This window comes from Anthropogastromicrobium aceti, assembly GCF_020687335.1.
Lineage (GTDB): Bacteria > Bacillota > Clostridia > Lachnospirales > Lachnospiraceae > Anthropogastromicrobium > Anthropogastromicrobium aceti.
Genome location: NZ_JAJEQN010000004.1, coordinates 47,380 through 59,454, shown reverse-complemented (window position 1 = coordinate 59,454; position 12,075 = coordinate 47,380). Strand labels below are relative to the sequence as shown.

The 12,075-nt window shown below is 41.8% G+C and carries 12 protein-coding genes and 1 riboswitch; of the genes, 2 read left to right on the top strand and 10 right to left on the bottom strand.

Going from position 1 to position 12,075, the window contains the following annotated elements:
* Positions 1 to 11 precede the first annotated feature (11 nt).
* Entirely contained in the window at positions 12 to 230 is a 219-nt protein-coding gene (locus tag LKD48_RS02390) for a cation transporter (protein WP_308731059.1), read from the bottom strand.
* A gap of 363 nt (positions 231 to 593) precedes the next feature.
* Between LKD48_RS02390 and LKD48_RS02385 the strand changes: the two genes are divergently transcribed.
* The gene (locus LKD48_RS02385; protein ID WP_308731058.1) at positions 594 to 1,556 is read left to right on the top strand and encodes a recombinase family protein; all 963 of its coding nucleotides are present in this window, start codon (positions 594 to 596) and stop codon (positions 1,554 to 1,556) included.
* Between the two features lie 56 nt (positions 1,557 to 1,612).
* Positions 1,613 to 1,840, top strand: coding sequence for a chorion class high-cysteine HCB protein 13 (locus LKD48_RS02380; protein WP_118612485.1), 228 nt, complete (start codon positions 1,613 to 1,615; stop codon positions 1,838 to 1,840).
* 145 nt (positions 1,841 to 1,985) lie between these two features.
* Here LKD48_RS02380 and dapB read toward each other — a convergent pair whose 3' ends face one another.
* From dapB to LKD48_RS02335, 9 genes are all read right to left on the bottom strand, one after another.
* Entirely contained in the window at positions 1,986 to 2,741 is a 756-nt protein-coding gene (gene dapB / locus LKD48_RS02375) for a 4-hydroxy-tetrahydrodipicolinate reductase (protein WP_118612486.1), read from the bottom strand.
* 28 nt (positions 2,742 to 2,769) lie between these two features.
* A complete protein-coding gene (gene dapA, locus LKD48_RS02370) occupies positions 2,770 to 3,654 on the bottom strand; it encodes a 4-hydroxy-tetrahydrodipicolinate synthase (RefSeq protein WP_262536174.1) in 885 nt (294 codons plus the stop codon).
* Positions 3,655 to 3,780: 126 nt separating this feature from the next.
* A riboswitch (Lysine riboswitch) is annotated at positions 3,781 to 3,955 on the bottom strand.
* Between the two features lie 38 nt (positions 3,956 to 3,993).
* The gene (locus LKD48_RS02365; protein ID WP_066563939.1) at positions 3,994 to 4,629 is read right to left on the bottom strand and encodes a single-stranded DNA-binding protein; all 636 of its coding nucleotides are present in this window, start codon (positions 4,627 to 4,629) and stop codon (positions 3,994 to 3,996) included.
* A 532-nt stretch (positions 4,630 to 5,161) separates the two neighbouring features.
* A complete protein-coding gene (gene leuD, locus LKD48_RS02360) occupies positions 5,162 to 5,650 on the bottom strand; it encodes a 3-isopropylmalate dehydratase small subunit (RefSeq protein WP_066563937.1) in 489 nt (162 codons plus the stop codon).
* A 68-nt stretch (positions 5,651 to 5,718) separates the two neighbouring features.
* Complete coding sequence (leuC, locus tag LKD48_RS02355) at positions 5,719 to 6,981, bottom strand: 3-isopropylmalate dehydratase large subunit (protein WP_066563936.1); 1,263 nt, start codon at positions 6,979 to 6,981, stop codon at positions 5,719 to 5,721.
* A 179-nt stretch (positions 6,982 to 7,160) separates the two neighbouring features.
* Positions 7,161 to 8,306 (bottom strand): DUF4340 domain-containing protein, encoded by a 1,146-nt coding sequence (locus LKD48_RS02350; RefSeq protein ID WP_308731057.1) that lies wholly within the window; start codon positions 8,304 to 8,306, stop codon positions 7,161 to 7,163.
* A gap of 12 nt (positions 8,307 to 8,318) precedes the next feature.
* Complete coding sequence (locus LKD48_RS02345) at positions 8,319 to 9,959, bottom strand: DUF7088 domain-containing protein (protein ID WP_308731056.1); 1,641 nt, start codon at positions 9,957 to 9,959, stop codon at positions 8,319 to 8,321.
* Positions 9,960 to 10,026: 67 nt separating this feature from the next.
* The gene (locus LKD48_RS02340; RefSeq protein ID WP_262536167.1) at positions 10,027 to 10,893 is read right to left on the bottom strand and encodes an ABC transporter permease subunit; all 867 of its coding nucleotides are present in this window, start codon (positions 10,891 to 10,893) and stop codon (positions 10,027 to 10,029) included.
* A complete protein-coding gene (locus tag LKD48_RS02335; RefSeq protein ID WP_262536166.1) occupies positions 10,877 to 11,935 on the bottom strand; it encodes an ABC transporter ATP-binding protein in 1,059 nt (352 codons plus the stop codon). The genes LKD48_RS02340 and LKD48_RS02335 overlap by 17 nt, the downstream gene beginning before the upstream one ends.
* Positions 11,936 to 12,075 lie beyond the last annotated feature (140 nt).

Sequence of the window (12,075 nt, the reverse complement as noted above, 5' to 3'; positions counted from 1 at the left end):
TTTTTGTGTGCTTACAGAACTACTCTGCAGTCTGGCTCTACCTTTGCAATGCACTTTACTGCTGCCTGCAGTACTTCATCAAACTGGCTGTCCTCAGCATCTAAAATCATCTTCTGTGTCATGAAGTTTACAGAAACTCTCTTTACACCAGGAAGCTTCTTGATTGCCTCCTCCATCTTTGCAGCGCAGTTTGCGCAGTCTAAATCCTCTAACTCGAATGTCTTTCTCATAATGTTTGCCATCCTTTCTTTTTTTGTTTTGGCGTATTGTTTCGCTCTCTTTCAATTAAACGGTTGTTTAATCGTTGATTTAACTATACCTTTTTTTGCGCCATATGTCAAGGGCTATTATTGAAATTTTTTCGCAATTGTATTACAAGAGCCCTAAGGTGAATGGATTTCACGAGCCGGACACTTGGAGCAGGTCTTTCAAAATAACTTTTGATAAGAAAAAACATAAAAGGAACCTGCGGAGTTTGGTCCGGCGACGAAACCATTACACCTTAGGGCTAATTGACTTATCCATGAACTATAACACGTTTATTTGCATATTTTCATAATCTGATAAAAAGGGGTAAAAGAGGAGCTATGCGGATGGAGAAAAGGGCTGCTATTTACTGCCGTCTTTCCCGCGAGGATGACAATTTGGCTTGTGATGAGGTAAGCGAAAGCATTCAAAATCAGCAGAAGCTGCTTTGCGAATATGCGAAGAAAAATGGATTCTCTGTCTATTGTATGTATGTGGATGAAAATTATTCTGGACTTGATAATACACGTCCTGCTTTTTGCCGCATGATTGAGGATGCTCGCTGTGGGCGTTTTGACACGATTCTTTGCAAAAACCAGTCACGTTTTACCAGGGATATGGAGACGGCTCAGTATTATTTAAATGAAGTGTTTCCTCTTTGGCACGTCCGTCTGATTGGAATTTGTGATGGTGTTGATACAAATGACATGAAAAATTTACGGCTTCGACAGATAAATGGGCTGATTAATGAATGGTACAGTGAGGATCTTTCCGATAATATTCGCCAGATTCTTCGCGATAAGATGATGCGTGGCCAGTTTATTGGCTCATTTGCTTGTTATGGCTATACAAAGGACCCTGCCCATTTGCACAGCTTAATTCCTGATCCGCCTGCTGCCGCCGTTGTACGGGAAATTTATCAGCTTTATATTGATGGATTTAGTCTTTCAAAAATCGCTTCTTTGCTCACTAAAAAGCAGGTTATGCCGCCATGCTTTTATAAGATCCAACATGGCATTTTATTTCAGACGCCTTTTTCTAAAAATAAAATCACAGATGAAGCTGACGGCAAAATTCCAAAATGGTCTGCCTCAAGTGTGCGCCATATTCTAACTAATCCCGTCTATACTGGTACGCTTATTCAGGGAACTACAAAAAAGGAAAGTGCTAAGAGCAAAAAACGCATTAAGCTGTCAAGCACTGAATGGATTATTTATCCTAATGCTCATCCTGCTTTGATCAGTGAAGATATATTCTGCGAGGTTTCCTCATTATTACAGAAACGGCGAAAGAAAAATAAAAAAGTGTAACTCCTTGAGACTATGACGCATAAGATACACTGTAAATGATTTTGGAGGTATCTCCTATGAGTGATTTGGCAGCAACAAACTGCGGCGGATGCACACAGACAACTACTTCTGGCGGATGCAATTGCATGTGGATCATCCTTATCCTGTTATTCTGTGGTGGATGGAATAACAATGATGGCTGCGGATGCGGCGGTGGCAATGGCTTCTTTAACAATGGAAACGGCTGTGGCTGTGATGCCCTGATCTGGATCCTGTTACTTAGCTGCTGTGGATGCGGCTTCTGATTATCATACCACTGACATGAAAAAAGCCCCGGGCTCTGCCCGGGGCTTTCTAATGATACCAGATTACTACGTGCTTTGCACTCCCGCAATCCCTCTTGCAAGCGAGCTTGCATCGGATTTCTGACCTTTTGACCCTGGTATCATATTATCCAATTACATCGCGCATGGTATATACACCTGGCTCTTTTCCCTGCAGAAACTTTGCTGCCTGGACAGCGCCCTTTGCAAATACACCTCTGGAGAATGCCTGATGGTTCAGTTCGATTACCTCGTCCTCTCCTGCGTAAATTACATCATGTACGCCTACGATGGTTCCACCTCTGACTGCTGAGAATCCGATCTCCTTTGGATCTCTCTTCTCGCGTCTTTCACTGCGGTCAAATACAAAATGATATTCACCATTTAATGATTTGTTTGCTGCGTTTCCGAGCATGATTGCTGTACCACTTGGTGCATCAAGCTTACGTCTGTGATGGCGCTCTACGATCTCGATATCAAATCCAGCGTCTGCAAGTACAGGCGTAATAAGCTCTACGATCTTTGCAAGTGTATTGATTCCAAGAGACATGTTGTAGGACTGTACAATCGGAATTGTTTTTCCTGCCTCCTGCACATGAGCAAGCTGCTCATCGGAAAGTCCTGTTGTTGCAAGAACTAATGCAAGTCCTTTTTGTGCACACTGATCTAATACCATATCTGTAATTTTTGAAACGGTAAAATCAATCAGTGCATCAGCCTCTACATCACACGCCTTGATAGATTCAAATACAGGAAATGGTGTATCGACTGCCTGCGTGATATCAATTCCAGCCACAACCTGTGCCTGCTCATCCTGTTCAATGATATTAGCTAACATCTTGCCCATTGCACCATTGCATCCGTTTAAAATAATACGTACCATCGTTTGTTCCTCCGTCTTAAGGTCAGTTTTAAATCAGCTTCATTGCCGCTAATTCTTTACGAAGCAGTTCCTTATGCTGCGGCTCCATCTCGCACAGAGGAGAACGTACTGCACCTGCATTCCATCCCATCATATTCAGTGCTTCCTTTACCGGAATAGGATTTACTTCACAGAAAAGTGCCTTATTTAAGTTCATAACAGACAGCTGAAGCTGACGGCTTAACTTTACATCACCGTTTAAGTAGCTCATAACCATATCATGTGTCAGCTTAGGCATTACATTTGATAAAACGGAGATAACACCCACACCGCCAAGTGACAGAAGCGGAACAACCTGATCATCATTTCCAGAGTAGATATCGATGCAGCCGTCTGCAAGTGCGGCAAGCTCTGCTACCTGAGAGATATTTCCGCTTGCTTCTTTGACTGCTACAATATTCTTTACATTCTTTGCCAGTGTAACAGCAGTCTGCGGCAAAATGTTAACACCTGTACGTGACGGCACGTTGTACAGAATGATTGGCAGATCTACGCTGTTTGCAATTGCAGTATAATGCTGAATCAGACCCTTCTGTGTTGCCTTGTTATAATATGGTGTTACAAGAAGCAGCGCATCTGCACCGTTATTCTGTGCATGTGTGGACAAACGAATTGCCTCTGCTGTGGAGTTTGATCCTGTACCTGCAATAACAGGAACTCTGCCTGCTGTATGCTCAACAGCAAACTTGATACATGCATCATGCTCTTCATGAGTCAATGTGGAAGATTCACCTGTTGTTCCGCAGATGATGATCGCATCTGTTCCTCCGGCAATCTGAAAATCAATCATTTTTCCCAGTTCTTCAAAATTAACCTTGTCATCCTGTGTAAATGGAGTGACGATTGCAACTCCTGCTCCCTTAAATATTGGCATAATAATACCATCCTTTCTTGATTCAGGTAATACTCTATTCAAATGCAGCCACCAGAGTGTCTTGGGATTTCTCCAAAGAAAAAGCCGGTCACATGCGGCCGGCTCATAAGGTTTTCTTTTTCTATTTCCCTTAGTAGCTCCCCATCTGTGAACAGATGACAGTCATATACCTATTCGATATATGCCCAAGAACAGCCTTTGCACAGCCATTCTTTCGGCGCCAATGCCTTTTAGCTAACTTCCCTTGCTCTTGCCTGCATCCATCAGCCTACTCATCAGTAGCGCAACCTCTACCTTTTGTATGAATTTTCTTTAGTGTACATCAATTTTACAGTGCTGTCAACCCTTCTGTTCGACATATTCTAATTTACTTACGGAAACTTCATATGCAATTCGTTTCTCACTCTCAGTCTCGCTTATCTTTTTCATATACTCTCTGCTCTGAACACGGCCCCACACGCGAAGTCTGGTGCCAACCTCAAAAGTGGACACATAGCGGGCGTTTCGTCCCCATGCAATACAGGGAATATAATCACTCTTGCTGTAAGGGCGGTTGACTGCTACCAGAAGATCTGCGATCTCACGTCCAAGCGGTGTCTTTCTATACACCGGCGGTTTACAGATGTAGCCGTCAAGCATGATCTGATTTGTCTTCGTATAATCTGTAAATGCCTCCATGAAATGATATTCTCTGACAAACACAGAGAGCACAAGACGATTTCTCGTCCCCTCATGACGATTATAAGAACGAAACTGTCCGATTGCTTCCATTGTGCGTCCTCTGTAATCCTGATTGATATCGATAAGACGCTCTGAAATCATCACAGGGATCGTATCAGACTGATCGCTTAAGCGATTTACTGACAGCTCCATTATGTAAAAGCTCTCCCCAAAGACCTCATGGCTAAACTCAAACCCTGACACGACAACTCCAATGACACTGACTCTGTTATTTTCTGCGTTTCTTTCTGGCATTTTTGATTCCTCCTGCTTTTTATTCGCAGCTGCTGGTACCATAGCGGCTGCTGCATGTACTAGTTATTCTGCTAACTGTTTGTATATAACTTTTTTTGCAGCTAGTTATTTATATGTCTCAACACACGTACATTATAACGAAGTTATTTTCAAAACGCACGGAAAATGCTTCGCAGGATTCGCGGTCTGACCACTATTATTCGACAAAAAGCAGGCTTTTTTTCATCTTTTCTTTCCCAATTTTTCGGGCATTTTTCCTTTTTTCGACATATCTTTTGTTGTTACGATGAAAATAGATATGCCTAATGAAAGACATTTGTGATGAAGAACGCGAAAAGACGGGCTGATCGACTCAGTCCGCCTTTTTTCACTTTTGTTTTTTTATTCATAACTATTCAGAACCCTATTCGCAAAATCGCATCTTCGATGCTTCCATTTTGCTCATATGGTTACCTCGCCATATAAAATTGCTATTCTGTCTGAATGCAAGCATTCACAGAAAGCAATTTTGCATGGCTCTGAATAGTTACAATTATTCTTTGTGATTAATGTAGTTAATCAAGCCGCCCTCACTAATGATTTTCTGCATGAATGGCGGGAATGCCTGTCCCTGGAAGGTTTCTCCTGTCGTCTGGTCCGTAATGACACCAGTATTAAAATCAATATCTACCTGATCTCCTGCCTTGATCTTTTTGCTTGCCTCTGGACATTCAATGATCGGAAGACCAATATTGATTGCGTTGCGGTAGAAAATTCTTGCGAAGGTCTCTGCTATTACACAGCTTACACCTGCTGCCTTGATTGCAATCGGTGCATGCTCTCTTGAGGAGCCGCATCCAAAGTTTTTATCCGCAACGATGATGTCACCCTTCTTTACATTTGAAACGAAATCCTTATCGATATCCTCCATGCAGTGCTTTGCCAGCTCTGCTGGATCTGATGAATTTAAGTAACGTGCCGGAATGATTACATCCGTATCCACGTTGTCGCCATATTTAAATACACATCCATTTGCTTTCATATCTTCTTTACCATACCTTTCTGAATCGCCTGACCAGCTGTTTTTATGTCACAGTCTGCGAGACTTCTTTATAAAACGTCCTTTGGTCCGGAGATTTTTCCGGTTACAGCACTTGCTGCTGCAACATATGGACTTGCCAGATATACTTCACTTGTTACATCGCCCATACGTCCTACAAAGTTACGGTTTGTGGTAGAAACGCATCTTTCATGCGCAGCCAGAATACCCATATATCCGCCAAGACATGGTCCACAGGTCGGTGTGCTGACAACAGCTCCTGCCTGAATGAAGGTTTGAACAAGTCCTTCCTCGATTGCCTGAAGATAGATTGCCTGTGTTGCCGGAATTACGATGCAGCGAAGGCCTTTCTTTACCTTTCTGCCCTTTAAAATCTCTGCTGCTGCACGCAGATCTTCGATACGTCCATTTGTACATGAACCGATTACAACCTGATCAATTGCGATGTCGCCTACCTCATCTATAGTATGAGTGTTCTCTGGCAAATGTGGGAAGGATACTGTTGGCTTTAAGCTGCTAAGATCAATAGTATATGTTGCCGTATACTCAGCATCCTCGTCTGCCTCGTAAACCTTATATTCCTTTGTGGAATGCTCCTTCATATAGGCGATAGTCTTCTCGTCTACAGGGAAGATACCATTCTTTCCGCCTGCCTCAATTGCCATATTTGCAATACAAAGACGATCATCCATTGAAAGATAAGAAATACCATCTCCTGTAAATTCCATAGACTGATACAGTGCTCCGTCAACACCGATCATTCCAATAATATGTAAGATAACATCCTTACCAGTTACATACTCAGCTGGCTTTCCAGTAAGCACAAATTTGATTGCAGACGGTACCTTAAACCATGCCTTTCCTGTTGCCATACCTGCTGCCATATCTGTACTTCCCACACCAGTGGAGAATGCGCCAAGCGCACCATATGTACATGTATGTGAATCAGCACCAATTACAACGTCTCCTGCAACTACAAGTCCTTTTTCCGGAAGAAGTGCATGTTCAATTCCCATCTCTCCTACATCAAAGAAATTTGTGATTTCGTTGCAGCCTGCAAATTCTCTTACACACTTACAATGCTCGGCAGACTTGATATCCTTATTCGGAACAAAATGATCGAGTACTAGTGCAATCTTGTCCTTATCAAATACTCCCTTTTTGTCAAAGCGCTCCATCTCGTGGATCGCTACCGGAGAGGTAATGTCATTGCCTAAAACAAGGCTCAGATCTGCCTCAATCAGCTGTCCGGCCTTTACCTCTGACAGCCCTGCTGCTGCAGCCAGAATTTTTTGCGTCATCGTCATACCCATAATCGAGTCCTCCTGCTTGTAAATACCTGCTTTTGCTGTGCCAAACTGCACACAAAATTTCAAAATCAGGCAGCTGCATGCGCAACTGCCTAATTTCCTGCATTATTTTTATTTTAATGGATAATAAAAAGTTCGTCAATGATTTTTCTTTTTCTTTTATATGTGTATATTTATTGCCGTTACATCCCATACCCAGAAATTGCATCTAAGACCGCGTCTACACTTTCTTTGCTGACTGTGTTGACCTGATCTGAGTCGTCCATGGAGACGTAGTAATATGCATCGTCTTCTGTTGTTGCTCCTATTGTCAGCTTTAAGGTGGTTTCTTCTTCGCCTGACTGGTATGTTATTGTAAGAACTGTTGCACCGTCTGTTAAGCCATAGGATTCTTTTTCTTCTTCGTCTGCATAATAATCTGCGCAGTCGTTGAAGGTAAGACCTACCATGTTGACTAACAAATCATGAATATCATCACTTTCGTCAAATCGCTGTGTCTTATTATCCTGTGTGAATACCCAGTGTGTTACATCAACCATTTCTACGGTTGATTCCTCTTCTGTTAATCCTTCTTCTGTAGAATCTGATACAGCTTTCGTTGTCTCTTCTTCTGATACTTCACTTCCCGTTTCTGCTTCCTCGGATGCGTTTTCGGTCGTCTCTTCCTCGGTTGCCGGTTCTTGTGTAACTTCCTTTTCCATATCAATTGTAGTGCCGTCTTTTAATAACTGTACATTTGTGATGGATGTGCTGGTGATGGTTGGGAAGCTTTCTTTTTCCTGCAGCGCTGAAATATCGTTGCTGATATCTGAGACATAGCTTGATGCTATTGTATAAATATCATCTGAGCCTTCTACTTTTGCATAATAGTCTGAATTATAGCTGTTAAGGCTTCCAATCTGAATCGTTACCTCTGTGTCATCAGATCCCTTTGCTGTGATCGTGCAGCTTGGATTGTCCAGACCATACACTGACAAGTCATCCTGTACTTCCTCTAGCTTACGCTCTGCAGTAAATGATTTTAAATCGCTTGAAATAGAAGTCAAATAGCTTTGTGTGACAGGAAAGTGCTCGTCGCTGTCATAGCTCCAAGTCTCGTTCTCAGTGTCATAGCTGAATGCGAATGTTCCGTAGCTGTTTGTGTAGCTGATTGAAACAGGCTCTTCCATCTGGCTTAAATAAAAGGTGTTTGCCTCTTTTTCTGCCTTTGACTGCTCGGCTGCCTTTTCTTCGTTATTCTGGTTGATCCACACGATTCCGCCGTATGCGCCGCCTAGGACGGCAAGCGCACCGACTAAACCAAGTAGTTTTTTTGTATTCTTTGTCATATACTCACACCATTATGCCTTTCTTCTGCGGATCCATACAACCAATCCCGCAACAATTGAAAAGACTGGGATGATGATTATAAACAATGCATTCCAAATGCTGCTTCCTGTTACAGTATTGTAAGTAACTGAAAGGCTCTTTGCCGGAATTGATACGTTCTGAACATCATCGAAGTAAGATGATACGATGTTAATGAACTCATTTAAGTTTTCAATTCCAGTGAAGTTCCCAATCAAACTGGAATCAATCATGGTTGATGCTGAGATAACAGTCAGCTTAGAATCTGCTGATGGTGTCTCAAGCCAGCCATCTGTGTTTCCAACTGAAATGTCAGTCAGAACATCCTCAAGAGTACTTTCCTCGGTAGATTCTGCCTCAGATGCTGCTTCAGACGTAACTTCCTCTGATGCATTTTCAGTTACACTTTCAGTTGAAGCTTCCTCTGAAACGCTCTCAACAGATGTCTTTTCAGTTTCTTTTGTATCACTGCCAGATTCTAACTCGCTCTCGCTTTCTGTATCTGCTGGTACTGTCTTCTGTGCTGATGCTGCCAGAATAAACTGTGTTGCCTCATTGCTGTTTCCTTCACGAAATGCATTGTTACTTGTAGTTAAAAGTGTTGTCAGTGTTACATCTTCTGGTGTATTTTCTGATGCTGTCATACCTGCTACTGCACCGACTAAGATGCTGCTTGTTGTTTCTACATTTGTGTCATTGCTTGTGATCATTGGGAAGAAATAGAACGCACTCTGTGCTCTCTGGTAATAGCGATCACGATCTCCAATATAGGAGTTTACCATAGTCATACCATAATCTTCCATCAACTCATTGAAGTTTGTAAGCTCCTTATCGGTAACACCACGAAGCAAAAGCACATTTCCGCCCTGATACAGATAGTTATGAAGTTCTGTATATTCATCAGTTCCAAGATCACTTGTAGGATTGTTGATAATCAAAAGATCACAATCATCCGGCACAGATGCTGTCTCAAGAAGATTTAAATCTGATGTTGTCATGCTGTTTTTAGTAAGCAGCTCGCCAAGCTCTTGACTTATTGCTGACTCACCATGGCCTCTTAACATGTAAATCTTTTTATCGTTATCGGAGGTAACAGCTGCAACAGCACTTGTCAGCTGACCCTCTGCATCAAATTCTGATTCGCTGCTATAGCCATAATAATTTTGCTGACTTACAATTATATCGCTAAAGGAAATTACCTGATTCTTTCCAGTTTCCTCGCATGATACAACAACAGAGTTTGCTGAAATTCCATACTTTGTAAGAATTTCAGGGTGAAGAACAGGGTCTATATAGCTAACCTTTAACTTAGATGAGAGATCGCCATAGATAGAGATAAACTTTTCAATACGAGAGTCTATATTTCCCGTCTCTGCCACTACCTCAACAGTAACATCCTTGTCTAAGTCCTTTAATAATTCTTTGGAAGTATCTGAAACACTGAAAATTCCAGTTTCGCTCAAATCCCAATTTAATAACTTTGATGGAAGCTGTCCTATAATCAAATTTACTACTACAATAATTGCCAGCACAATTGCCGTCACTGCAAGGCTGAAGCTTCCGTTTTTCAGCTGCACTACAGATGAAATATTTTTACCTGACGGCTTTTTTTCTTTCTTTTTTTTGATATCCATTCCTGCCTGCTTTCCTCTCATTCTGCCGCTTTTTCGGCTTTTTTCTTACACCAATCTAGCGCTTATCTTAGCTCCATCTTCTCTTCTGGATTACCTGTGTGGTAAGGAAGATGCATGCCGCACAAATCGAGATCAGCTCCACAACACCCTTTACATCAAACACATAATCAGAAACAAAGCTTGTCATTACCTTTGCAAATGCTATGTTTTCGATCATTCCTGGAATAAGTCCCTCAAAAAGAGCTGGCTTTACAACGTAAAGAATAATTAAAACTGCTGCTCCACCGATCAAAAGACCAAACGTAGCTGCATTGCTCTTTGTCATTACATAGACAATGACGCAAAGAAGAACTAAAAGAATCAGACAGCCTATTAAAGAGGCAATTGCTGTATTTGGCACATATTTGGAAAGACCATTTGACAAATTGATCAAAAGCAGTGTAATGATCGTTCCAACTGCCGCGATGATGACACTCTCTGTCATTGCTGAGATCAGCATTCCAATGGCAACATAAGCGCAGCCGATCAGAAAATATACAAGAATAGTTGAATAGTCAACAAGAAAATATGCTGTTCCAGTGCTCTTAATGATCAATGGACACAGGCAAAAGATCACACACGGAATCGCAACAACTGCTGCCATTGAAAAGAACTTTCCTAAAACAATCTGTGTCACAGATACCGGTGATGTCAAAAGAAGCTGATCTGTCTTTGAATGACGCTCCTCTGAAAAGCTTCTCATTGTCAAAAGCGGAACAGTCAGTACAAATACGATGGCAGAGGCACTTAATGTGTAGGCAAAGTAAGGATAGCCATAGCTCATGTTATACACCATAAAGTAAATACCTGTCACGAGCACAAGTGCGGCCACAAATACAGGTCCAATCATGGATGTGAAATAAGATTTAAATTCTCTGTTAAATATTGCTTTCATTGTCATCCTCCTTATTGGCCTGCTTTGTCTGCTCTGCTTCCTTTACGGCCTCTTCTGCCGATTTTTTAATCTCATCCATCTCTTCTTCATGAGCCTTATTGTCGGCAGTCAGCTCCATAAAGACATCCTCAAGTGTTGCCTTTGAATATTTCATCTCATAAATAGGCCAATTTTTTTCTGCGCAGATACCAAATACAGCTTCGCGCACATCAGCGCCATCTGTACGTATCTCAAATGAGGTCAAATTCAGATGCTTATCATCCTCATTCTGCTTTGTGGCTTCCAAAACTGCTACAACATGATGAAGCTGTGCAAAGCTGTTCTTTGCCTGCTCCTTTGGCGCCCTTATGCTGATTTCAAGCATAGCATCACTATCCATGTAGTGCATCAGATTTTCTGTTGTATCACTTGCAACTAGTCTTCCGTGAGAGATAATTAAAATCTCATCGCATACGGCACTAATCTCGGAAAGGATATGTGAGCTTAAAATAACGGTATGCTCTTTTGCAAGCTCCTTAATAAGTGAACGAATCTCAATAATCTGAATTGGGTCAAGACCTACAGTCGGCTCATCAAGGATTATGATTTCCGGCATGCCAAGCACAGCCTGTGCAAAACCGACTCTCTGACGGTAGCCCTTTGAAAGATTTTTGATAAGTCTTTTTGCTACATCGACAAGTCCAGTCATCTTCATAGCATTTAAAATGCTCTCCTGACGCTTTTTCGCCGGGATATTTTTTAACTGTGCTGCAAATTCAAGATATTCCCATACTGTCATATCTGTATACAGCGGCGGAAGCTCCGGCAGATAGCCTATACAGCGCTTCGCCTCTGCTGGTTCCTTCACGATATCGTGACCATTAATTAAAATCGTTCCCTCTGTAGGGCCGATATATCCGGTCATCATATTCATGGTAGTTGATTTTCCAGCTCCGTTTGGACCAAGAAAGCCATAAATCTTTCCTGGCTCCAGACGAAAGCTTAAATGATCGACAGCCACATGGTTTCCATATTTTTTTACCAGACCTGTTACTTCAATCAAAGTCTTGTCCTCCTGCATCTCATTTTTGCAAACAGCCTTATTGCTGTTTTGCTATCGTTTGTAATGTTAGGCGCCAAATGTGACGACTCTTTGATAAATTTGTGTCCATTGTTTGTCCTCTTGTGAAGAATTATTGAAAT